Origin of the sequence: Nocardiopsis deserti, assembly GCF_008638355.1 — a bacterium.
Classification (GTDB): Bacteria; Actinomycetota; Actinomycetes; order Streptosporangiales; family Streptosporangiaceae; genus Nocardiopsis; species Nocardiopsis alborubida.
This window is the reverse complement of sequence record NZ_ML703347.1, coordinates 383,991-406,966: the sequence shown is the minus strand read 5'-3', so window position 1 is coordinate 406,966 and position 22,976 is coordinate 383,991. Positions and strand designations below refer to the sequence as shown.

Here is a 22,976-nt window from a genome sequence, read left to right as displayed (position 1 = left end):
CGGACCAAACGTCGATGTCACATCCCCGCATCGAAGCCACCGGCCCCGGAACCCGCTCTTCGCGTTCGGCGTCCAGACCCCTGCACGTGTCACCGAGAGTTGAGGAGGCCGCGATGCGGCAGGCCGGACGTAGTCGAATCATCACCGGAACGATGCTGGGCGCGGTGTCCCTGTTCATGGCCACCGGCTGTTCGTTCGAGTTCAGCGCCGGCGGCCCCGCCGCGGTCGACGCCGAGCAGGTCGCCGAACGGTCGAGCGAGATGCTGGCCGAGCAGGTGGGCCAGACCCCCGACGACCTCACCTGCGCCGAGGACCTCCCCGCGGAGGTGGGCGCCGAGATCCGCTGTGAGCTCACCGCCGACGGCCAGACCCTCGGCGTGACCGTCACGACCACCTCGGTCGACGGTGACGACGTCCAGTGGGACGTCAAGGTCGACGACGCCCCGACCGGGGACAGCGCCGCCGAGGAAGGCGCCGCGGATGGCGGCGCGGGCGAGGGCGCCGGCGGGGACGACGGCGCCGCCGCGAGCGACGGAGTCGTCCCCGCCGACCAGGTCGCCCAGCAGTCGGCCGCGCAGCTGGAGGAGGTGGTCGGCCAAGCCCCCGAGGACTTCTCCTGCCCCCAGGGCCTCCCCGCGGAGGTGGGCGCCGAGATCCGCTGCAACCTCGTGGACGGCGGCATGAACTACGGCGTGACCGTCACGACGACCTCCGTCGACGGTACCGACGTCCAGTGGGACATCAAGGTCGACGACCAGCCCCTGTAGCGGCGGCGGTCCGCCCGGCCGGGACCGGGCGGGCCCGCCCCTCGCCACGTGATCACGCCGGGAGTGCCGGGCTCAGAGCAGTCCGGCGCCCGCCTCACGCGGCACGCCGCGGACCGCGTGCACCGGCTCCACCCGCGTGGAGTACTGCGGCACCCAGGTCAGGTCGGTGCCCAGCGCCTGGTCGGGGTAGGCGTCGTTGTGCGCCTCCACCAGGTCGACCTCCGTGACGCGCCCGCGGCCGTCCTCCATCACCGCGTTGCCGTGCTCCACGATGTCGGTGCCGCCCCAGTTGGCGACGACCTCCCCGGCTCCGATGCCGTCGCGCAGGTCGAACAGGTTGTTCTCCGCGTACAGGTGCGACTCGAAGCCCACGCCCAGGCTGTACTGGTACAGGTCCGTGGCCACCGTGTAGTGGTTGTTGTAGACGTGCACCTGCCCGTAGCGCACGCGGGGCGCGCGCTGGCCCAGGCCGTCGAAGTGGTTGTGGTGCCAGGTGGTGCGCAGGTACCCGCGGTCGGTGGTGCGGCCGTCGCTGTTGCCCACCAGGATGGCCTTGTCGCGGCCGTCGAAGTGGTTGTACGACACCGTCACCAGGTCGCTGGCGCGCACGATGTCGAGCAGGCCGTCGTGCACCTCGTACCTGCGCCCGAAGTACTCCGGCAGCTCCGAGCCCGGGTTGTCGCCGTCGTCGAACGTGTTGTGGTCGATCCACACGTTCGTGGAGCCGGAGACCTCCAGGTGGTCGTACTCGGAGTTCCAGTTGCCCTCACCGCCGTCGCCGGGGTCCCAGCCGGGGAAGCAGTCGTGCGTGTCGGAGAGGGTGAGGTTGCGCAGGATGACGTTGCGCGCGCCCACCACCCGGATGCTCATCCCGGTGATCTCGGCGCCGTCCCCGGCCCCCACCACGGTCGTGTTGGAGCCGACCTCCACCCGGATCCGCTCCGCCTGGGCGGCGGACGAGGCCTCGCGGGCCTCCTCCAGCGGGCCGCTGGGGTCCTGCCAGCCCCACACCTCGGGGTCGTAGGCGGCCAGGTAGTTCTCCAGCGTGTAGCCGTCCACGGCGTAGTCCCCGCACGACAGGGGCGTGCCGTCCGGTGCCGTGTTCGCGTCGATGAGGCCCTCGACGTGGACGATCTTGGGCTCGTCGCCGCTCACCGCCTCGCGGAACTCCTGTGCTGTGGAGACGCGGAAGACGTTCTCCGGGGAGGCGTCCGCGCCTCCCGTCGTCCCGCCTCCGGCCGAGGCCCAGCCGTCGCCCTCGGGCAGGACCTGCCTGCCCACGTCGGGCGCCGCCTGGACGGGAGCGACCGCGGTCATCACCAACACCGCGCTCAGAGGGAGTACGAGCCTGCGCATGGTTCTGCTCCTCAGGGGGGAAACTGCAAACGGTTGCAAGAACATCTCCCAGGAGTCGGATCCGCGTCAACCCCTCCCACCCCGGAAAACCCCGGAAAACCAGGCACCGCCCCCCAAAGCACGCACTGGTCAACCACAACCGGTTGCCAGTAACCTCGAACCGTTCCCCACTGAAGGAGGCCACGGGTGGCCGTGACCATCAAGGACGTCGCCCTGGCGAGCGGGGTGCACGTCTCCACCGTCTCCCGGACCTTCTCCGCCGCGCACCTGGTCAACCCCGACACCCGGACCCGCGTGCTCGCCGCCGCCAGCGCCCTGGGTTACCGGCCCAACCGCGCCGCGCGCGCCCTGTCCACCCGCCGCACCGGCAACCTGGGGCTGATCGTCGCCGACATCGCCAACCCCTTCTTCCCGCCCCTGATCAAGGCCGCGCAGGCCCACGCCCGCCGCAGCGACCACCACGTGTTCGTCGCCGACACCGACGAACAGGCCCGCGTGGAGGAGGAGCTGATCCGCTCCATGGCCACGCAGGTGGACGGCGCGCTCCTGGTGGCGCCGCGCCTGAGCAACCGCCTGATCGCCGAACTCAGCGCCGACGTGCCCTTCGTCGTGGTCAACCGCCAGCCCGTCGGGCTGCCCGCCGTCCTCATGGACGTGGCCTCGGGCGCCGCACAGGCCGTGGACCACCTCGCCTCCCTCGGCCACCGCGAGATCGCCCTGCTCACCGGCCCGCGCGCGTCGTGGACCAACCAGCGCCTGGAGCGCGCGGCGGAGGAGGCCGCCCTGCGCCGCGGCCTCGTCCTGCACAACGTGGGCCCCAACCAGCCCACCGAGGAGGGCGGTGCCGCCGCTGCCCCCGGGGTGCTGGCCCTCGGCGCCACCGCCGTCCTGGCCTACAACGACCTGGTCGCCCTCGGTCTGGTCCAGGAGCTCCGCGCCCTGGGCGCGTCCGTGCCCGGCGACCTCAGCGTCGTCGGCGTCGACAACACCCACACCGCCCGCCACTGCGGCCTGACCAGCGTCGACATGCCCACCGCCGCCGCCGGGCGCTCCGCCATCGACCTGCTGCTGCACCGCATCAGCAGCGAGGACTCCCCCGGCACCGTCACCCTGGACACCCGCCTGGTGGTGCGCGGGTCCACCGCTCCCCCGCCCGCCTGAACACGGGGGGCACCGCGCGTAGCGTCCGTTGGGGGCGGTGGCCCGCCCCTGCGCGAAGCGCCCCCGCGGGCGGTGGCGGGCGACGGGCGGGCGGAGCCCCCGGGCAGGCGCGTCCGGGCACCCGCGGGGTTCTGGAGGCGTCGGACGTGGGGCCGCGAGGAACGAGCCATCACACGGGAGGCGGCGAGGGTTCCCGCTCTCCGGACGCCCGGACACGGGGCGGAGCGGAGCCCCGGAGCAAACGGGGCCCCGCCGTGGCGGGGCCCCGTGCGTCAGTCGGGATCAGGCGTAGGAGTGCAGACCGCTGAACATGTAGTTCACCGCGAAGAAGTTGAACAGGATGGTCGCGAAGCCCACCACGTTGATCCACGTGGCCTTGGGCCCGCGCCAGCCGCCGGTGGCGCGGGCGTGCAGGTAGGCCGCGTAGATCACCCAGGAGATGAACGACCAGACCTCCTTGGGGTCCCAGCCCCAGAAGCGGCCCCAGGCCTCGTCCGCCCAGATGGAACCGGCGATGATGCCGAAGGTCCACAGCGGGAAGGCGAAGAGGATGAACCGGTGGGAGATCCGGTCCAGCAGCTCGGGGCTGGGCAGGCGGCCCGCGATACCGGCCACCTTCTCGCCCAGCGCGCGCTTGGCCTCGGCCCGGTGCGCCACGAGGTAGGTGACACCGGCCGCGCCGGAGACCATGAAGGCGCCGCCCGCGATGATCGTCGCGGTCACGTGGATGGGCACCCAGTACGAGTGCAGGGCGGGGATGAGCGGGCCCGGGTCCACGTACAGCCAGCGGACGCCGATGCCCAGCAGGACGAGCACCGGGACCAGCACGAACGCGCCCAGGAAGCGCGCCTGGTACCGGTAGGAGGCGAAGAGCAGACCGCCCACCGCGACCAGGCACAGGGCCACGACGAACTCGAACATGTTGCCCCACGGCCAGCGCCCGGCGGCCAGGCCGCGGGCGATGATCTGGGCGACGCCCATCACGAAGCCGAACGTCGTCACGCCCAGGGCGATCTTGCCCAGGACGCTCTGGGAGGCCCTGGCCTCCGCCTCGGTGCTGCGGACGTTGACCTCGATGCCGTCGTCGGCGCCGGACTCGGCGCCGGCGTTGACCGGCATGAGCCGACCGGCCCTGAGCTTGGTGCGTCGTCCGTAGGCGGCCTCGATGGCGAAGAGGAACAGCGCAGCCGCGTACGTGACGATCATCGCGATGATCAACGAGTCACTGACTGACGTCATCACCTCGTCCACCTGTGCGGCGAGCGTGTACGTCACCGGTCACTCCCTTGTGTCGTCGACTCTGGCGGGTCGGATGGCGGATGGGGGTCGGAGCCCGGAGCCGGGTCCGGGTCGAGGTCCGGCTCGGGGCCCGGAGGGCTGTCCGGTGCGGAGCCGGGGTCCCCGTCGGACCGGCTCCGGAGCCGTCCGGCGAGTTCCGTGGTGAGTTCGTGGAACTCCACGTTGTTGCCCGCCGCCTCGGTCTTGCCCAGGGCGGCCAGCTCCACACGGGTGCGGCCGTCCCCGCCCCTGGTCGCGCGCACCCACACGCGGCGCGGACGGACGAACAGGGTGATGACCAGCCCGGCCACGGCCAGGGAGGCCGCGGTCAGCGCGGGCAGCCGCGCGCCGTCCCGGTTCATCTGGAGGCTGACGTACTCCTTGTAGCCGGAGAAGGTGATCGACCCGGCGCCCTCGGGCAGCTCCCAGGTGTCCCCGATCTCCATCACGGGGGAGCTGCCGAGCTCCTCCATGCCGCCGGTGCGCAGCTGGTAGACCGACTGCGGGTCGACCAGGCCCAGGTCGCCCTGGTAGCCCTCCAGCGTGATCCGGGGGTTCTCGGCGCCCGGGAAGTTGGACACCAGCTCCCCCTCGGACGTCTCCACCGCGCTGGGCAGGAACACGCCGACGAAGCCGAGCTGCTCGCCCCCGGTGTCGGGCACCTTGACCACGCCGTCGGAGGTGTAGGAGGCCGTGTCCCGGTGCAGGAAGGGGACCGCCTGGTCGAAGACCACGTCGCCCTCGCCGTTGCGCACCTCGAACTCCGGCGCGTACCCGTGGCCGAGCAGGTAGACCTGCACGCCGGACACGCTCAGCGGGTGGTTGACCTCCAGCCGGTGCCGCTCCTCCCGCGCGTCGGGGGTCTCCCTGTAGGTGAGGTCGGCGACGTAGGACTCGGCCTGCCCGCGCAGGTCGCCGTCCTCGATGAAGGAGGCCTCGAAGTCGTCCAGGTGGATGGAGAAGGGCTCCAGGGAGTCGGTGTCGGTCCAGTGTCCGGGGTAGATGGCGTCGTAGGAGGTCAGGGTGTTGGCGAACCCGTCGCCCTCCACCAGGAGCATGTTGCCGCGGTAGCCGAGGAAGGACCCGGCGGCCAGCGCCAGCAGCAGGCCCAGCAGGGCCAGGTGGAACAGGACGTTCCCGGCCTCGCGCAGGTAGCCGGTCTCGGTGGAGAGCGAGTCGCCGTAGCGCTCGGCCCGGTAGCGCCGCAGGACCTTGCGGGACTGCTCCAGCACCGTCTCGGGGTCGGCGTCGGTGGTGAACGAGGCCGCGTAGGGCATCCGGCCCAGGTTCTTGGGCGTGCGCACCGGGCGGGCCCGCACCGCGCGGGCGTGCGCCAGCGCGCGGGGGAGCACGCAGCCCGCCAGGGAGACGAACAGCAGCAGGTAGATCGCCGCGTACCAGGGCGAGGAGAACACGTCGAAGAGGTAGAACCGGTCCAGCCAGGGCGCCAGTTCGGGGTTCTCCTGGAAGTAGGTGTTGACCTCGTCGACGCTCACCACGTTCTGCGGCAGGATCGAGCCCGGGATGGCCCCGACCGCCAGCAGGAACAGCAGGATCAGGGCGGTGCGCATCGAGGTGAGGGTGCGCCAGATCCAGCGCAGCCAGCCGACCGCGCCCAGGCCCCTGGGGCTCGGCCGGGCGCTCTCCTCGTCGTGGGAACCGGTTCCGGTCCCCTGGTCGTTCGCGGTCGTGCTCATCAGATCACCGTCTGGAAGTCGGCGGCCCAGCCCTGCATGGCGATGGTCAGCTGTGTCCACAGCCCGGTCACCATCGCCAGGCCGACCAGGACGAGCATGGCCCCGCCGATCACGGTGACCGTGCGGGTGCGGCGCTTGAGCCAGTCGAAGGTGCCCAGCGCGCGCCGGTAGAGGAGGGAGGCCAGGACGAACGGCAGCCCGAGGCCGACGCAGTAGACCAGGGACAGCAGCATGCCGCGCCCGGCGCCGCCCTCGACGAAGGCGAGGGTCTGCACGGCGGCCAGGGTGGGCCCGATGCAGGGGGTCCAGCCCAGGCCGAACAGGACGCCGAGCAGCGGCGCGCCCGCCAGTCCGGCCCGCGGCAGGCGGTGGAAGCGCAGCTCCCGCCCGAAGCCCGGGATGACGCCCATGAAGGCCAGGCCCAGGACGACGGTGAGGACGCCGAGCACCCGGGTGATGGGGTCGGTGTAGTCCATGAGGAGCTCGCCGAGCCAGCCGATGAAGCCGCCGACGGCGACGAACACCAGGGTGAACCCGGCGATGAACAGGACGCTGCCCGTGACCATGGTCCAGCGGCGGGAGGCCAGTTCGGCGTCGACGTCGGCGACGGTGGCGGTGCCGCCCCCCGCGGCCGAGGCGGTGCGCTCGCGGACCTGGGTGCCGCTCATCCCGGTCACGTAGGACAGGTAGCCGGGCACGAGCGGGAGCACGCAGGGCGAGAGGAAGGAGACCAGGCCCGCGGCCAGGGCCAGCGGGATCGCGGCCAGGAGGGAGCCGGTGAGGACGGTGGTGCCGATGGGGTCCATCAGCCCTCGCCCCCGGACCCGCCGTCGTCCTCCGCGTCGCCCGGGCCCGGGTCTGCGGAGTCCGCACCGCCGGAGCCGCCCTCCTCCTGGGACGCCGTCTCCTCGGCCTCCTGCTCCGCGACCCGGGGACGCTCCTCCGGGTCGCCGAAGTCGAACTCGACCACCAGCGGGTTGAGCAGCTCGGTCAGCTGGCCGTAGGTGGTCGGGCCGATGACGCGGGCGGCGATGCGGCCCTCGGGGTCGATGACGAGCGTGCTGGGGATGGAGCGCGGGGGCACGGTGTCGCGGAAGGCCTGGGGCACCGCACCGGGCTGGTCGTACAGGCTCGGGTAGGGGACCCCCATGCTCGCCTGGTAGGACCGCGCGGCCGTCTCGTCGTCCTTGATGTTCACACCGAGGAAGTCCACGCCCAGCTCCGCGTACTCGGTGTGGACCTCGTCCAGGACCGGCTGCTCCGCGCGGCAGGGGCCGCACCAGCTCGCCCAGACGTTGAGGACGACGATGCCGCCCTCGTAGTCGCTGAGGGAGACCTCCTCGCCGTCGAGGGTGGTGCCGGTGACCTCGGGCGCCTCGGTGCGGTCGGCGGTCTCGAAGGCGGTGGCGCTTCCGTCTCCGGAGATGAAGCGGTTCTCCTCGTCGCTGGCCTGGATCTCGTTGCCCCCGGCGCAGCCGGTCAGGGCGAGTACGGCGGCCAGTCCGGCCGCCGCCAGGCGCGGCACGGCACGGCCTCGGCGCGTGCCGGTGCTGGTTCTGGGCATCGAGGGGACCTCGCGAACGGGGTGTGAACAGGGCGGACTACAACAACGACAAAGTGTAGTAGATGCCCTGGAGCCCGTTCGGCCGCCCCGGCACAAGGGGGTACCGCGGCCGGTGGGGGTGGGGACGGCCCCGTCGTGCGCCGGACGGCGCGCGGTGAGGGGGTGGAGGACCCCGGCGGAGGGTGGAGACCCCGGTGGGGGCGGTGGCCGTCAGACACCGCCCCCCGGGTGTGTCGGCTGACCGGGGGCCGGGGGACGGCCCCGGTCGGCCGGGCCCTGCGTCAACCAGCCTCGACGAAAGCCTCGCGGAGGTAGTCGTGCACGGCCCGCTCGGGGACCCGGTAGGAACGCCCCACGCGAATCGCGGGGAGAACTCCCGAGTGCACCATTCGGTAAACGGTCATCTTGGACACACGCATGATCGTGGCTACCTCCGCCACGGTCAGGAACCTGACCTCTTCGAGAGGCGGCTTGCTCCCGTTCATCTTTCGACGCCCTCATTCCCGGACGTGAGCATTGTCTACCCTTGGGACCGGCGCGGTGTGCGGCGGCGACCCCGGTGTGCCCGCCCCAAACCACGCCAGCGTGTCACGCTGTCACTACTGACACGTCCGTTTTCAGAGTAGAGCCGAGTTCGCCTCAGCGAAAGGCCGTTGGGGCTGTCTTCGGCGCTATGTGTTGATGGCGGGTCGGATGAGGTTTAACGGTGGGTATAAATGGTCTTCCCCACTCACAGGAGACCGGCTCGTGCGAGAACGTATTCGCGCAGCGGGGCGTAGTCCTCGGTCAGGTAACCGTCGTCCAAAGGCACCGTGACCAGTAGTTTCCCCTCGGCCTCGGCGAGGAAGAGGGCGGGGTCGTTGCAGTCGGCGAAGCCCATCGCGGGCACTCCCGCCTCACCGGCCGCACCCGCGAACCCGTGATCGGCGATGACCAACTGCGGCCATGCCTCACCGCGGTCCGCGAGGTCCCCGAGGATGGCACGCATGGCGAAGGGGTGGTGGCTGTGGCGTGCGAGGCGACCGTCCGTGACGATGGCTATGTCGTCCTCCCACACCACGATCCTTCGGTTCGGAGGGCGTTCTGTGGTCACTTCGTAGGAATATCCGCCACCAGCGGTGATGATCTGGCAGCCGCGCTCGGCGAGGGCGTCCTTCCAGGCGCGGTAGGTCTCGCGGAGGTTGCGCGGGTGACCGGTGGCGAACATGACCCGCTCCCGGCGCTCGGCGGCCAGGGCCAGCCGGTCAGCGAGGGCCTCCAGGGCGTCGATGGTCAGGTCGGGGTCGATGGTGTCGATCCCCCACACGTAGTCCTCGTCGGCCACCACACCGCAGCGCTTGCTCATCAGCGCCAGGACCTCCGAGAAGGTCCAGTCGTGGGAGAAGGTGAGGCCGAACTGGTGGTAGGGGTCCTTCTGGACGAGCCGCCGGTAGTGCCGCAGGTTGTTCTGTCGCGGGGTGTCGACGTGCCCGGCGATTCCCGTGCGCACCAGATAGGTGATCAGTTCAGCGCGTGTCGGCGGCGTCACCTGGCGCTCCCCTTCCTCGTCTGCGCAGCGAGCGTGCGCCACGCTGGGCGGCCACCACGACGCCTGCTCCTGTTCGCCCGGTATTCAACCTCTGTCCTACCCGCTTCGGACGCGACACGCGCGGCTCCTCCGGAATTCACACCGGTCGACACCGGGGTGTTATGGGAGCCGTCCCGTGAGCTGTTCGGAGCCCCCTGAACCCCTGCCGACACCGGATCCGCGATCCGCGGCCCGGGTCACGGCGGAGCGGAAGGTCCGCTCCCTAGAGGCTCGGGTCGATCCCGTGGCTGGGGAAGACCGCGGTCCGGGTCGCGTGGATGGCCCGGTCCACCGGGTCGCCCGGGTCGTAGCCGTCCACGAAGTGGTCGAAGACGACCTCGCGCCCGTCGGTCATGTACAGCGGCGCCAGCTCCCCCGTGCGCTGTCGCACGAAGTCGCGCCAGCGCTGCGGGGTCTCGGTGTCGGGGTCGATGGGGCGGCCCGCGGCCTCGCCCAGCAGGTGGGTCCAGGCGCGGGGGACGACGTGGACCAGCCCGTACCCCCCGCCGCCGAACAGCAGCCACCGGCCGCCCGCGGTCTTGCGCGCGAGCTCGTGGAGCTCGGCGTAGGCGCGGCGCTGGCCGTCCACGCTCAGGGTGAGGTTGGCGAGCGGGTCCAGGGCGTGGGTGTCGCAGCCCTGCTGGGTCACCAGGATCTCGGGCTGGAACTCGTGCAGCAGCGGCGGCACGACGGCGTCGAAGGCCCGGTGCCAGCCGTTGTCCCCGGTGCCCGCGGGGAGGGCGACGTTGACCGCGTACCCCTCGGCGTCGGGGCCGCCGGTCTCGGAGGCCTGGCCGGTGCCGGGGAACAGCGTCGCCGGGGACTCGTGGAGGCTGATGGTGAGCACGCGCGGGTCGTTGTAGAAGGCGTTCTGGACGCCGTCGCCGTGATGGACGTCCACGTCCACGTAGGCGACGCGTTTGGCCCCCTGCTCCAGCAGCCAGGCGATGGCCAGGGCCGGGTCGTTGTAGACGCAGAAACCCCAGGCGTTGCCGCGCATGGCGTGGTGCAGGCCGCCCGCGATGTTGGCCGCGTGCGCGGTCTCCCCGCTCCACACGGCCCGCGCGGCGGCCACGGACGCGCCGGAGATGAGCGCGGCGGCGTCGTGCATGTCCTTGAAGACGGGGTTGTCGGAGGTGCCCAGCATGTGGGCGTCGTCGGGTTCCAGCGTGCGGCCCGCGCGCTTGACCGCCTCGATGTAGGCGGGATCGTGCACGAGGGACAGGAGTTCGTCCGAGGCCGGTTCGACGTCCAGGAGTCCGACCCCCGGCGCGTCCAGCACGCCGAGCTCGCGGCTGAGCGCCATGGTCAGCTCGACGCGTATCGGCGCCATCGGGTGCTGCGGACCGAAGTCGTAGGCCGTGAGTCCGTCGTCCCATGCCACCCGAAGCGAGCAGGACGTGCGCCCTCCCATGTGGTGACCCCCGTTTCAGGTGTGCGTGCTCCGAAGCACACAGTACGCACAACCGCACGCGTGGACGAACCCCGGGGTTTGGATGGCCCGGTCCGGCACGGGGCCGATCCCCGTGCCGGACCGCGCTGTCCGGGCCTCGGCGTCCGGGCTACTCGGTGACGAAGTAGCAGGACTCGTACAGGTCGCCTCCGGAGAAGTCGACGGTGCCGTGCAGGGGCGCCGCCCCGAAGAGCGAGTCCTTCGAGGTGAGCAGCACCCGGTACTCGCCCGGTTCGAGCTCGACGCGCATGACCTCGCCGTCGTCGAAGCAGGAGTTGCCCGTGGGCGGCGAGCTGTAGACCTCGCAGTTCTCGCACGCGGGGGTGATGATCTCCTCGTGGACGGCGTCCGGCCCGACGTAGAGGAACTGCATCTCGTACGGGGTGTTGTTGGTGATCTCCAGGACGCTCTTGTCGCTGCCGGAGCCGCCGGTGGGAGCGGGCGCGAAGTCGACCTCGCCGATCGAGGTCATGGCGTCCATCCTCTCCTCGATGCGCCCCGCGCCGATGTGGGTGACCATCCGCTCGACCTCGTCGGTCTCGTGGTCGGGGTACTCCGTCTCCAGGAGGACGACCATCTCGTCGGCGGTGTCGAGCGAGCCCCCGTCCACGCTCTCCCAGCCGCAGTTGAACGCGGCGTCGGGGCGCTCGGTGGTGATGCGCTCGGCGATCTCGGGAGCGGCGTCCCAGGCCAGGTCGGAGAACATGTCGATCTGGTCGAAGCCCGCGCACCAGTTCTCGGCGGCGTACTCGGCGGTGCCGGTGCCGTAGAGCTCGGTGAGCGCGGTGGGGACCTGGCCCGCGGCCTCGGTGCCCTCGTAGTCCACCGGGATCACGATGTAGATCTCGTGTGCCCGCCGCATGCTCTCGCGGTACTCGTCGGTGACCTCTCCGCCGAAGTCCTCCTCGGCCGAGGCCACCAGGTCCGCGGCGTAGGAGAGGTGGATGTCGGCGACCTCGCCGTCGGTGTCATTCCAGCGGGCGGAGGGGTGCTCGAAGTAGGCGGCGTAGGAGTCCAGGGCCTGCCCGTACTCCTCGGCGGCCACGTCGGACTGGGCGCGCTCCAGGAGCGCGCAGGCCTCGGCGCCCGCGCGGGCGCGCGACATGAGCGACGGGGAGAAGGAGAGCTGGAAGAGGTCCTCCACGCTCCCGTAGGCGGCGACGGCCTCGGAGGCGCCGCACTCGCCGCGGGCGTGGGCGGCGTCGGCGACGCGCAGCCGCCACTCCCCCGCCTGCCACACGCCGGTGAGGGCCGCCAGCAGGGCGACCGCCAGCCCGGCGGCGGTGAAGAGGGGAAGCGCCCGCCTGGATGGCTGTTCTCCCCCGCCGAGCAGGCGCTCGTCGCGGGAGCGCCCCGCGAACAGGCCGTGCACGGCCGCGGCGACGAACCAGGCCGCGAAGATCGACACCCACAGCAGGAGGTTGTCGGCGGCGCCGAGGACGGCGGCGGTGACCAGCAGGCCGAGGGTGATGACGAGCGCGGCGGCGAAGAACGGCCACTGGCGCAGGTAGGCGTATCCGGCCCCCATGCCCGAGGCGTTGAGCAGCGAGGTGCGCAGCGCGGACGGGGAGGAGAACAGGCCGAGCCTGGGCGGCTTCGGGGGCGGCGGCGGGCCGAACTGCCCCGGGGGCATGCCGCCGGGGGGCATGCCGCCCGGAGGCGGCATCATGCCGGGCGGCCTACCGCCGGGGGGCGGCCCCATGGGGGGCGGCCCCGTCGGAGGCCTCCCTCCGGGGGGCATCCCGCCCGGGGGCGGACCGGGCACACCGCCCGAGTGCATCCCGCCCGCGGGCGTGCCCCCGGCGGGCGCACCGCCGTGGAAGGCCCCTCCGGCTGGGTTGCCACCGCTCGGACCGCCCTGGGCGGGGTTGCCCCCCGTGGGGTTGGCGCCGCTCGGACCGCCCTGGACGGGGTTGCCCCCCGTGGGGTTGCCGCCGCTCGGGACTGAGGGCGTGTGTCCCGGGGGCGGGAAGCCTCCGCCGGGCGGCTGGGAAGGGTCGGGCGGGGGAGGGGAAGAAGTCATGGAGGACCCTGGGATCGGGAGATGGGGGAGATCCCGCGCGTACGGGACCGAGGGGGCCGTGTACACCCTTCACCAAAGACACTACCCAGGACCGCCGACGACGGACCCCGCAGGACGGGCCGCTTCCGGCCATCTCCCCTCGCCTCGTCCGCCGTGATCTTGTACTTGCAGCGAGGTTCGGACGCCGACATCGGCTACAAGTACAAGATCATCGGGGTCGGAACCCCTTGCGTCACACCACCACCGGTTCCGGGTAGCGCGTCAGCTGCCGGAGAGCGCGCCGCTACGGTCCCGGGCCGCCTCGATGGCGTCGGTGAAGGCCGTGCGCACACCGTGCCGCTCCAGCTCGCGCAGCGCGGCGGCGGTGGTGCCGCCCGGCGAGGTGACGGCCTCGCGCAGCACGACCGGGTGCTCGCCCGAGCCGTTGAGCATGGCGGCGGCGCCCGTGATGGTCTGGCCGACCAGCTTCTGCGCGGTGGCGCGCGGCATCCCCATCGCCACACCGGCCTCGATCATCGTCTCGGCGATGAAGTAGAAGTAGGCGGGTCCGCTGCCGGAGATGGCGGTGACGGTGTCCATGTGCTGCTCGCCCACGCGGATGACCTCGCCGACCGTGCCCAGCAGCGCCTCGGCGCGGTCCAGGTGGGACTCTCCGGTGTGGGCGCCGCCCGCGATCGCGGTCATCCCCTGCCCCATCAGGGCGGGCGTGTTGGGCATGGCCCGGACGACGGGGGTCCCGGCGGACAGGTGCTCCTCCAGCACGGCGGTGGTGATCCCGGCCGCGACGGAGATCACGAGGCAGGCGGAGGACAGGCGCGGAGCCAGGTCGTCCAGCAGCGCCACCATGTCCTGGGGCTTGAGCGCGAGCAGGAGGGTGTCGGCGCGCTTGGCCGCGTCCGCGGCCGGGACCACATCGACCCCGTAGCGGGCGCGCAGCTCCCCGGCGTGCTCCTCGCGCGGCTCGGTGACGAGGACGTCCTCCGGCGCGTGGCCCTTGGCCAGCATTCCGGCGAGCAGAGCCTCGCCCATCTTCCCGGCACCGATGATGGCGATCATGAAGGGTCCTTCCTGCGGATACCTCCACGCTAACGGCACGGACTACCCCGCGTGGACACCGCGTCCCACTCCGTGGACTCCCGGTGCGCCCCGGCCCTGCGGCGGGCCGGGCTCACTCGGGGTCGACGACGCCCTTGTCGTCCACGGTGCCGCCCTCGTCGACCGCGAAGCGGCGGGGCGGCTCCGAGGGGGCGCGGCGCAGCAGCGCGATGCGCTCGCGGCGGTCGCGCGTCCGGTCGCCGGGGCCCGCGGTCCGGGCGAAGTGCAGCCGGGTGAAGGCCAGGGCCTCGGCCAGCTCGCGCATGCGCGCCTGGCGGTCGGGGGCCTTGCGGGTGCTGACCTCCAGGACCAGCTGGCCTCCGAAGCCGTTCCCGGCCAGGTACTCCAGGAGCTCGCCCACCGGCTGGCGTCCGCGCCCGGGGATGAGGTGTTCGTCGAGGTTCTGGCCGCCGATGCCGTCGGCCACGTGGATGTGGGAGAGGCGGTCGCCCAGGCGCTTGGCCATGTCCATGGCGTCGGAGCCGGACATGGCGGTGTGCGACAGGTCGAGCGTGACGTCGGGGTAGTCCCGGTCGAGCGGGTTCCAGCTCGGCGCGTAGGGGACGACCTCGCGGTCGCGCACGCGCACCGGGTACATGTTCTCCACCGCGAAGACGACGTCGGTCTCGTCCTGCATACGGGAGATACCGGTCTCGAACTCACGGGCGTAGTCGCGCTGCCATCGGAAGGCGGGGTGCACCACGATCGTCTTGGCGCCCAGGGCCTCGGCCATCTCCTTGGAGCGGACGAGTTTGCCCCAGGGCTCCCTGCCCCACACGCGCTGGGTCAGGACCAGGCAGGGCGAGTGGACCGCGGTGACGGGGATCTGGTGGTAGTCCGAGAGGCGCCGCAGGAGGTCGATGTCCTGGCTTGCCGGGTCGGAGGAGACGAGCACCTCCACGCCGTCGTACCCCAGCTTCGCGGCGATCTCGAAGGCGGCCGGGGTCTTCTCCGGGTAGACCGACGCCGACGACAGGACGACGGGCGCGTCTGGGACCTGGATAGGGCTCACGCGACCCAGACTATGCGCTAACGCGCCTCGTGTGCGTACCGCCCGCGTGAACGCGGCGTGCCGTTCTCCCCACGCCCTCCCCCACGGAGGGTGCGGGTCCCCGTCGCGCGACGGTGGTGAAGGGGTCCGCGGGTGCACCCGCGGAGCCCTGGTTCGTGGTTGCCGACCGCCACGTCGTCGGGGCGGTCGTGCGGGTCGTGTCGCCCTCCGTGCCTGCCGCGCCGCCGTCGGGTCCGTGCGCGGGACCACGCGGCCGTGTCGCGGTGGAGGCGGGGCACCTGGTGCAGGGGTGCCGCTCGGGGCTGGCCGGGTTCACTCCCCGGGGCGTGCGGGGCGGCCGTCAGCGCGCTGCGCGAGGCCTGCCCGTCTCACAGCCGCACGGCACCTGCGAGATCGTGTTTGTGGACGCCCCGCTCACGGACGTGGTCCCCCGAGTTCGGCGCGTCGATCATGCGCCCGTCGCCGAGGTAGATGGCGACGTGGTAGGCGTAGCCGCCGCTGTCGGCCCAGTACAGGATGTCCCCCCTGCGGGCGTCGGAGTAGGGGACCCGCGTTCCGGCGCCGACCTGGTCGTGGGCGATGCGGGGCAGTTCCACCCCGGCCTGCTTGTAGGCCCACTGCACGAGTCCCGAGCAGTCGAAGCCGTTCGGGCCGGTGCCTCCCCAGCGGTAGGGGGTGCCCTTCTTCGACTCCGCGGCGCTGATGGCGTCCTCCACCGTCGACGTGGCCAGGGACAGGTGGACGCGTCGCGGTCCGGCGGAGTCCTGCGCGGTGGCCGCGGCCTGCTGCGCCGGTCGCACCGGCTGCGGCGGCTGGAGCGGCTGGGCGAGCGCGGGCGCCGTACCGGCGGTCAGGGCGGCCGCGGTGAGCGCGGCGACGGCGAGCGCGCGCCCGCCGCTCCGGCGCGGAGAAACGGGCGAGGCCTGCCGCCCCGGGTCCGTGGAACGACAGGCCTGCGTTTGCTCGTGGTGACGCGGTATTCGCATGACGGTGGTTCTCCCGCTCTCGCTCGGAGCGCCGCGGCGCCCACGTCACTGTGACGCGGATCTCCCTGTCGCGACGCCCTCACCATTCGTCACACAGACCACGCGATATGTCACTCTCCGTAGTTCGATCAGCCATCAAAGAAGGTAAAGAGTCCTTGACCTTCGGAGGACGAAAGCGGTCAGGTCACCATCGAACGGGCTCCCCTCCTCGGAGGTCGATCACCCTGGGCTACGCGGCGTCGTCCACGGGCACCGGCACCCCCAGCTCGGCCCCCACGAAGTCGGCCGTGGCCACCATGCCCTTGTAGTTCGGGTGCACCGGGGCCCCGTTCTCGGGGATCAGGCCCTCCACCCAGCGGGTGTCGGAGGACTGGCAGACGTCGTGGCCGCGCTCGAAGACGTCCACGAAGACCGCGCCCTGGGCCTCGGCCTCCTCCGCGATCATCGCGTTCAGCGAGGTCTGCGCCTCGTCCAGGAAGGGCACGTCGCCCACCGCGATGGGCGTGCTCGGCCAGCAGCCCCAGCTCTCGGGCAGGATCTGGAGGTAGCCCACGGCCAGGACGGTGGCGTCGGGGCTGCGCTCGGCGATGTCGGCGTAGACCCCCGCGACCACCGGGCGCAGGTCCTCGACGCGCTGGTCGAGTTCGTCGCCGTAGTGCTCGGCGCACGGGTCGCCCAGCGGGTTGGTCAGGCTCTGCTTGGCGCACTCCAGGAGCACCTCGGAGAAGCCGAAGTCGTTGCCCGCGATCCCGACCGTGACCAGGTCGGTCTCCGGCGTCAGGGCGTCGAACTGGGGCGGCGTGTCGTCGAACTGCGGCTCGTAGAGGTCGTTGACGACCGCTCCCGAGCAGCTGGCGTCCGTGAAGTCGGTGACGCCCAGCCGCTCGGCGAGCATCGTGGGGTAGTTGTTGGAGGTGCGCAGGCAGCCCAGCAGCGGCATGCTGCTGCTGACCCGCTCCTCCCGGATGAGCGGACCGGCGACGAAGGAGTCGCCGAGGGAGACGTAGCTGTCGAAGGCGGGCGCCTGCGCGGTCTCGGCGGTGGCGGGTGCGGCGGCCAGGAGCACCGACCCCAGCGCGGCGGCGGCCACGGGGGCCAGGGCACGGCGCGGGAATCGGGACGCGGCGGTGGCGGATGTACGGGGCACGCGGGTTTCCTCTCCGTGGAGCGGGGGCGTTGGAGCTGTCGGACCCTAGGAATTCTTTAACACGCCCTACGGGAGAAGGCCCCTAACTCGTAGGTAACTTTCATGTGTCTCCGAAAGGTCCCTTTACTCCTTCCGGCGGGGTTGTCCCAGGGAGCCGCTAGCGTTGCCACCATGGCGAAGGCAGCGAAGACCACGTTCCGGTGCGCCGAGTGCGGATGGAGCACCCTCAAGTGGGTGGGGCGCTGCGGCGAGTGCCAGGCCTGGGGCACGGTCGAGGAGGCCGGCGCCCCCGCGCCCTCCGCCGTCGCGCCCGCGCCCGTCACCTCCCGGGCCCGGCCCATCACCGAGATCAGCGTGGAGAGCGCCGAGGCCGTCCCCACCGGCGTCGACGAGCTCGACCGGGTGCTGGGCGGCGGCGCGGTCCCGGGCGGCGTGGTGCTGCTCGCCGGTGAGCCCGGCGTGGGCAAGTCCACCCTCCTGCTGGAGGTCGCCGCGATGCGCGCGGCCGAGGGGCCCGTGCTGTACGTGACCGGAGAGGAGTCGGCCGGACAGGTGCGGCTGCGCGCCGAGCGGCTCGGCGCGCTCTCCGACAAGCTCTACCTGGCCGCCGAGACCTCCATCGCCTCCCTGGCCAGCCACGTGGACGCGGTCGGTCCCCGGCTGCTCATCGTGGACTCGGTGCAGACCATGGTCTCCCCCGACACCACCGGCGTCCCGGGCGGTGTCACCCAGATCCGGCAGGTGACCGGCGCCCTGATCCAGATCGCCAAGGAGCGCGGGATCGCCACCGTCCTGGTCGGCCACGTCACCAAGGACGGGTCCATCGCCGGTCCGCGGATGCTGGAGCACCTGGTGGACGTGGTGCTGCACTTCGAGGGCGAGCGCCACTCCCAGCTGCGGCTGCTGCGCGCGGTCAAGAACCGCTACGGGCCCACCGACGAGATCGGCTGCTTCGAGCTGACCGAGTCCGGCATCGTCGGTCTGCCCGACCCGAGCGGACTGTTCCTCACCGAGCGCACCGACCCGGTCCCGGGCACGTGCGTCACCGTCACCCTGGAGGGACGGCGACCGCTCATCACCGAGGTCCAGGCCCTGGTCGCGCCGACCCCGCTGCCCGCGCCGCGCCGGGCCACCTCGGGCCTGGACACCTCGCGGGTGAACATGATCCTGGCCGTGCTGGAGAAGCGCACGGGCATGAAGCTGGCCAACATGGACGTGTACGCCTCCACGGTGGGCGGCGTGAAGCTGACCGAGCCCGCCGTGGACCTGGCGCTGGCCATGGCGGCGGCCAGCTCCAACAACGACGTCGCGCTGCCCGTCGGCTTCATCGCGATCGGCGAGGTGGGCCTGGCGGGCGACGTGCGCACCGTGAGCGGCGTGCGGCGCCGGGTGTCGGAGGCGCAGCGGCTCGGCTTCACCGAGGCGGTCGTGCCCAAGCACTTCGGCGACCCGATCCCGGGCATCCGCGTCCACGAGGTGGAGGAGCTGAGCGAGGCCCTGAGCCGGGTGGCCCGGCGGTCCCGGCGGGCCCGCGCCCCCCGGGACGAGGACTGAGCGCCAGCGCGCCCGGGTCGAGCAACCACTGGCGGACGCCCTGAGTACAAGAACATCACGGTCCGGGGCCCCGCGCCGCACCGGCGGCGCTTCCGGCCAGCGCGTCAGAAGTCGAAGACCGCGCCCTTCTCGCTCATGAGCACGCACTCGTTGGAGAACTCCTCCCGGTAGTCCTCGGTGCCGTAGGCCACGGCGACCACCGGGTCGTAGACGAACGGGCAGGCCTGCTCCTCACCCCTGACCTCCGCCAGCGAACCGGCCTCGGCGATGGCCTCGCAGGCCTCCTCGGCTCTGGGGTGCGTGCCCGCGGCGACGGGGGCGCACACCAGCGTGGCCTCCCGCGTCTCGCCACTGGTGAGGCCGTGGACGCGCAGGATGTAGCCGTTGTCGCCGGTCTGCGCCGCCTCAGCGGCGTGCGCGGGCACGGCGAGCGCCAGGGCGAGGACGGGAGCGGCGGCCAGGGCCGGGACGGTGCTATTCACGACAGCCTCCAGGGACGTGCGGATTCCAGACAGCACGGATGGTAATCGAACCATTACGCGAAGCTGCCACTTTTCCGCGAGGTCGCCGGAATTTCCCTGCGCCGGGGTTCCGGCCAGGCCCGATTTCCGGGCGAAAAGCAAGGAAATAGGGGTTATGTCGGAGTCCCCGTCACCCCCGTGCCGACACTCCCGCCAGGTGCCCCACGACTCCGTAGCCGTCGGGCCGCAGGTCTCCCCCCGCGTCGGCCGTCCAACGACTGACCGAGGCCGCCGCCGCGGGCTCCCCCCTGCTCACCCGCCACACCTCGGCCTCCTCCAGGCCCTCCAGGATCCCCCGGAGCAGGACCACGACCGGCTCGTGGGCGAACAGCAGCACACGCTCGCCCGGGTACTCCGCGCACAGGTCGCGCAGGAACGAGCGCAGCCGCAGCAGGACGTCGGCCAGGGACTCACCGCGCTCGGGACGGTGGTGCGTCCGGTCGGCCAGGCGCCGGGGCGCCTCGCCGGGGTCGTACTCGTCGACCATGGCCGGGGTCATGAACGTGAAGGGGCCGCCGTCGTGGTCGCGCAGCCGCTCGTCCGGGTGCACGGGCAGGTCCAGCCCGGCCGCCTCCAGCGCCAGCCCGGCGGTGCGGCGGGCGCGCAGGTAGGTGGAGGAGAACACGACGCCGGGCCGCCGGTCGCCGGGCAGGGGTGCCAACCAGCCCGCGCCCACGGCGCGGGCCTGGCGCTCGCCCAGCGGGGTGAGGTCCACGTCGGCGTTGCGCGCGGGCAGGTCCGCCGCGTCCAGGCGCCCGCCGTCGCGCGCGGCGGCGGCCAGGGCGGCGTTGAACACGCTCTGCCCGTGGCGGACGACCGTCAGCTCCGCCGGTCCGCGGTAGCGCATCGCCGCGCCCTCCTCCGTGTCGGCCCATGGGGCGCCAGTGGAGACTCCCTGGGAGGCGAGAGCGGGCACCCCCGGAGGAGCGCCCGCTTGGGAGCGCTCCCAACCGCAGGAAGAGTATCCCCCAACTCCGGTGGCGTAAAGGGGCCCTCCGCATCGCGGAACCGTCACCGCGGGGCCGGGGGGTCGCGCGTCCCCCGGCCCCGTGTCGTGCGGCGGCTCAGGCCTTGAGCTGGAACGGCAGCTCGGGCTGGTCCCCGGCGTAGTCCCCGTGCAGGTTGGCCCGGTACCAGCCGGGCTGGGCCGAGGCGTCGGTGCCGCGGCAGTCCTCGAAGGAGCGCAGCCGCTCCCAGGTGAACGTGTACTCGTGCGGGACGCCCCTGCTGATCTGGCGCTTCTCCGCGCTCTTGTTCTCCGCGCAGTCGGCGGTGGAGAAGATCCGGTCGTCACCCGAGTGGATGCGGATCTCCATGGCCCCGCCGCCCACGTCCACGGTGCAGGTCTGCTCGGCGGTGTTGACCACGGTGATCCTGAAGCCCGGGTTGACGCCGGCGCCGTAGACCTCCTGGCCCTCCTCCGCGTACTCGAAGGTCACCACGACGTCCTGCGGGCGGCAGAGGTCCTCGGGACGCTCCGGAGCGGGCACCTCGCCGCCCTCCCCGCCCCCGGCGGAGCCGCCGTCACCGGCCGCGGCGCCGTCGGAGCCCTCGGAGTCCTCAGCGCCCTCGGAGGGGTCGGCGCTCTCCCGCGCCCCCTCGGAGGGGTCGGCCCCGGGTTCCTCGCTCGCGTCCGCGGAGGGCTCGGTGGGTGAGACACTGGGAGAGGCCTCGATGCCCGCGTCCGAGCGGGTCGGCTCGCCGCTCCCGTCGCCTGAGGGACGGCAGGCGTACGCGATGAGCGCGAGCACCAGCAGGGCCCCGGCCAGCACGAAGGCACGCCGCTTCCAGTAGGTCTCGCGGCTGACGGCTCCTGGTTGTCCGGTACTTGACGCCATGCGCCGTAGTATTGCGGTTTTGCGTGTACCTCACCTACTCAACCCGCCGATTCCCAGTTAAAGATGAGCGATAACCCTTACAGCACCCCGGTTCTGGCGTGGTACGAGAGCCACGCCCGCGACCTTCCCTGGCGTCGGCCCGACGCCTCCCCGTGGTCGGTCCTGGTCAGCGAGATCATGCTCCAGCAGACGCCCGTGGTGCGCGTACTGCCCGCCTGGAGCGCCTGGATGGAGCGCTGGCCCACCCCCGCCGACCTGGCCCGGGAGCCCTCCGGGGAGGCGGTGCGCATGTGGAACCGGCTCGGCTACCCCCGCCGGGCGCTGCGCCTGCACGCGTGCGCGGTGGCGATCACCGGGGAGCACGGCGGGCGGGTCCCCGACGACCACGCCACCCTGCTGTCCCTGCCGGGCGTCGGCGCCTACACCGCCGCGGCGGTGGCGAGCTTCGCGTTCGGTCAACGGCACGCCATTCTGGACACGAACGTTCGACGTGTCCTGGCGAGAGCCGAAACCGGGGTCCAGTACCCGCCGAAAACACAGACGAAGGCGGAGACCGCCCTCGCCGAGTCCCTGCTGCCGTCCGCGCCCTCGGTGGCCGCCCGCTGGGGTGTGGCCGTCATGGAGCTGGGCGCGCTGGTGTGCACCGCGCGCACGCCCGCGTGCGCGGACTGCCCGATCGCCCACCAGTGCGCCTGGCGGCTCGCGGGCAAGCCCGCCTACGACGGCCCGCCCCGACGCGGCCAGACCTACGCGGGCACCGACCGGCAGGTGCGCGGACGGCTGCTGGCGGTGCTGCGCGACTCCGCCCACCCGGTGCCCAAGGGCGCGCTGGACGTCGTCTGGGACGACCCCGTCCAGCGCGAGCGGGCCCTGGACGCGCTGGTCTCCGACGGCCTGGTGGACCCCCTGGACGACGGCCGGTACGCCCTGCCGGGCTGAGCGCGCCCCGGCCCGGGCAGGCCGGTCGCCGCACGGCGTCCCGGACCGGCTCCGCCTTCGGTCAGCGGCCGGGAGGCGGGCGCGTCCTGCTCCGGTGCCGTCCCCGGACGACGCGGCCGGGGGCTCCTCAGGTCCGCGGGTCGGAGTACCGCGCCGCGGCGGTCCCGGTCTCCCCCGCGGGGTCGGCCTCGGTGCCGGAGTGGCCGTCGCTGCACGGCGCGCCCGGTTCGGGGGTGTTCTCACCCTGGACGAACTCGACGAGGTACTCCGCCAGGCGCGGGTCCTCCGGGTCCTCCAGGAGGATCTGGGAGCCCCAGGCCGACGCCACCACAGGGGCGGGCAGGCCCTCCACGGGGCTGACCACCAGGTAGTCGCCGGGCGAGTAGTACCCGGCCAGGGTCTGGACCTGGGCCTGGGAGAGCCCGGGGTCGTAGGCGATCCACACGGCGCCGTGTTCCTGGGCGTGCACGACGTACTCCGAGCGCAGGGGCTGGTCGTAGACGCCGCAGTTCTGCCAGATCGGGTAGTGCGCTCCGCCCGCGGGCGGGAACATCTCGTAGTCGACGGTCTCGCCCTCGTCCACGTGCTCGCTGGACAGGCCCTCGTAGTACCGCACCTCGCCGACGCCCTCCGCGGAGGCGCCGCCACCGCCACCGCCGCCGGAGAACAGTGACACAGCGGCGATCCCGCCGCCCGCCATGAGGACGACGACCAGGACGACGGCCCCGATGATCAGGCCGGTCCCGCCCCTCCTACGCGGCTGGGGCTGGTTCGGGTGCGGACCGGGCGGGCCGTAGGGGCCGTGGGGACCCTGGGGGCCGGGCGGACCTCCGTGGGGTCCCTGCGGCCCCATGGGCGGCGCTCCGCCCGGGGGGAACTGCCCTGGGGGGAACTGCCCCGGGGGAGGCGGCCCGCCGGCCGGGGGCTGGCCTCCGGGAGGCGGCCCGCCGACCGGGGAAGGGCCGCCGGGCGGGACCGCGCCGTGGTGTCCTGGGGACGCCTCACCCGGCCGGGGACC

21 protein-coding genes are annotated in these 22,976 nt (G+C 72.6%); 4 read left to right on the top strand and 17 right to left on the bottom strand.

What is annotated here, in order from left to right:
- The first annotated feature begins 86 nt into the window (after window positions 1-86).
- Complete coding sequence (locus FYW99_RS01820) at window positions 87-767, top strand: DUF4333 domain-containing protein (protein WP_317846876.1); 681 nt, start codon at window positions 87-89, stop codon at window positions 765-767.
- A gap of 72 nt (window positions 768-839) precedes the next feature.
- Here the strand turns inward: FYW99_RS01820 and FYW99_RS01815 are convergent, their stop codons facing one another.
- Window positions 840-2,123 carry a pectate lyase family protein gene (locus FYW99_RS01815; protein ID WP_150249319.1) on the bottom strand — a complete coding sequence of 428 codons (1,284 nt, stop codon included), beginning with the start codon at window positions 2,121-2,123 and terminating at the stop codon, window positions 840-842.
- 186 nt (window positions 2,124-2,309) lie between these two features.
- Between FYW99_RS01815 and FYW99_RS01810 the strand changes: the two genes are divergently transcribed.
- Entirely contained in the window at window positions 2,310-3,284 is a 975-nt protein-coding gene (locus tag FYW99_RS01810) for a LacI family DNA-binding transcriptional regulator (RefSeq protein ID WP_150249316.1), read from the top strand.
- Between the two features lie 282 nt (window positions 3,285-3,566).
- Here FYW99_RS01810 and ccsB read toward each other — a convergent pair whose 3' ends face one another.
- From ccsB to FYW99_RS01750, 12 genes are all read right to left on the bottom strand, one after another.
- On the bottom strand, window positions 3,567-4,559 hold the full coding sequence (gene ccsB / locus FYW99_RS01805) for a c-type cytochrome biogenesis protein CcsB (protein ID WP_150249313.1): 993 nt from the start codon (window positions 4,557-4,559) through the stop codon (window positions 3,567-3,569).
- The gene (gene resB / locus FYW99_RS01800) at window positions 4,556-6,259 is read right to left on the bottom strand and encodes a cytochrome c biogenesis protein ResB (protein ID WP_150249310.1); all 1,704 of its coding nucleotides are present in this window, start codon (window positions 6,257-6,259) and stop codon (window positions 4,556-4,558) included. Before resB ends, ccsB begins: the two co-directional genes overlap by 4 nt.
- Window positions 6,259-7,065 (bottom strand): cytochrome c biogenesis CcdA family protein, encoded by an 807-nt coding sequence (locus FYW99_RS01795; protein WP_150249307.1) that lies wholly within the window; start codon window positions 7,063-7,065, stop codon window positions 6,259-6,261. Before FYW99_RS01795 ends, resB begins: the two co-directional genes overlap by 1 nt.
- Window positions 7,065-7,823, bottom strand: coding sequence for a TlpA family protein disulfide reductase (locus tag FYW99_RS01790; protein WP_394350322.1), 759 nt, complete (start codon window positions 7,821-7,823; stop codon window positions 7,065-7,067). Before FYW99_RS01790 ends, FYW99_RS01795 begins: the two co-directional genes overlap by 1 nt.
- 281 nt (window positions 7,824-8,104) lie before the next feature.
- The gene (locus FYW99_RS01785) at window positions 8,105-8,308 is read right to left on the bottom strand and encodes a helix-turn-helix domain-containing protein (protein WP_013155995.1); all 204 of its coding nucleotides are present in this window, start codon (window positions 8,306-8,308) and stop codon (window positions 8,105-8,107) included.
- 245 nt (window positions 8,309-8,553) lie between these two features.
- Window positions 8,554-9,351, bottom strand: coding sequence for a phosphatase (locus FYW99_RS01780; RefSeq protein WP_150249304.1), 798 nt, complete (start codon window positions 9,349-9,351; stop codon window positions 8,554-8,556).
- Between the two features lie 262 nt (window positions 9,352-9,613).
- Window positions 9,614-10,774 carry an acetoin utilization protein AcuC gene (locus tag FYW99_RS01775; protein WP_150249301.1) on the bottom strand — a complete coding sequence of 387 codons (1,161 nt, stop codon included), beginning with the start codon at window positions 10,772-10,774 and terminating at the stop codon, window positions 9,614-9,616.
- A 178-nt stretch (window positions 10,775-10,952) separates the two neighbouring features.
- The gene (locus tag FYW99_RS01770; RefSeq protein WP_223838636.1) at window positions 10,953-12,512 is read right to left on the bottom strand and encodes a DUF1109 domain-containing protein; all 1,560 of its coding nucleotides are present in this window, start codon (window positions 12,510-12,512) and stop codon (window positions 10,953-10,955) included.
- Window positions 12,513-13,127: 615 nt separating this feature from the next.
- A complete protein-coding gene (gene proC, locus FYW99_RS01765; protein WP_150249298.1) occupies window positions 13,128-13,922 on the bottom strand; it encodes a pyrroline-5-carboxylate reductase in 795 nt (264 codons plus the stop codon).
- A gap of 112 nt (window positions 13,923-14,034) precedes the next feature.
- Window positions 14,035-14,973: a sugar phosphate isomerase/epimerase family protein gene (locus FYW99_RS01760; RefSeq protein WP_150249295.1), complete on the bottom strand. Its 939-nt coding sequence runs from the start codon at window positions 14,971-14,973 to the stop codon at window positions 14,035-14,037.
- 368 nt (window positions 14,974-15,341) lie between these two features.
- Window positions 15,342-15,959 carry a C40 family peptidase gene (locus FYW99_RS01755; RefSeq protein ID WP_150249292.1) on the bottom strand — a complete coding sequence of 206 codons (618 nt, stop codon included), beginning with the start codon at window positions 15,957-15,959 and terminating at the stop codon, window positions 15,342-15,344.
- Between the two features lie 229 nt (window positions 15,960-16,188).
- Window positions 16,189-17,106 (bottom strand): SGNH/GDSL hydrolase family protein, encoded by a 918-nt coding sequence (locus tag FYW99_RS01750; RefSeq protein WP_150249289.1) that lies wholly within the window; start codon window positions 17,104-17,106, stop codon window positions 16,189-16,191.
- Window positions 17,107-17,277: 171 nt separating this feature from the next.
- Between FYW99_RS01750 and radA the strand changes: the two genes are divergently transcribed.
- Window positions 17,278-18,660 (top strand): DNA repair protein RadA, encoded by a 1,383-nt coding sequence (radA, locus tag FYW99_RS01745; protein ID WP_150249286.1) that lies wholly within the window; start codon window positions 17,278-17,280, stop codon window positions 18,658-18,660.
- Window positions 18,661-18,764: 104 nt separating this feature from the next.
- Here the strand turns inward: radA and FYW99_RS01740 are convergent, their stop codons facing one another.
- The 3 genes from FYW99_RS01740 to FYW99_RS01730 all read right to left on the bottom strand — a co-directional run bounded on the left by FYW99_RS01740 (window position 18,765) and on the right by FYW99_RS01730 (window position 20,953).
- On the bottom strand, window positions 18,765-19,142 hold the full coding sequence (locus FYW99_RS01740) for an SSI family serine proteinase inhibitor (protein ID WP_150249284.1): 378 nt from the start codon (window positions 19,140-19,142) through the stop codon (window positions 18,765-18,767).
- Between the two features lie 169 nt (window positions 19,143-19,311).
- Window positions 19,312-20,028, bottom strand: a complete 717-nt coding sequence (locus FYW99_RS01735; protein WP_150249281.1) for a histidine phosphatase family protein — start codon at window positions 20,026-20,028, stop codon at window positions 19,312-19,314.
- 217 nt (window positions 20,029-20,245) lie between these two features.
- Complete coding sequence (locus FYW99_RS01730) at window positions 20,246-20,953, bottom strand: hypothetical protein (protein WP_190394527.1); 708 nt, start codon at window positions 20,951-20,953, stop codon at window positions 20,246-20,248.
- Window positions 20,954-21,082: 129 nt separating this feature from the next.
- Here FYW99_RS01730 and FYW99_RS01725 point away from each other — a divergent pair, with 129 nt between their 5' ends.
- Window positions 21,083-21,958, top strand: coding sequence for an HhH-GPD family protein (locus FYW99_RS01725; RefSeq protein ID WP_150249276.1), 876 nt, complete (start codon window positions 21,083-21,085; stop codon window positions 21,956-21,958).
- 127 nt (window positions 21,959-22,085) lie between these two features.
- Here the strand turns inward: FYW99_RS01725 and FYW99_RS01720 are convergent, their stop codons facing one another.
- Window positions 22,086-22,811 (bottom strand): DUF3105 domain-containing protein, encoded by a 726-nt coding sequence (locus FYW99_RS01720; RefSeq protein ID WP_150249850.1) that lies wholly within the window; start codon window positions 22,809-22,811, stop codon window positions 22,086-22,088.
- Window positions 22,812-22,976: the final 165 nt, after the last annotated feature.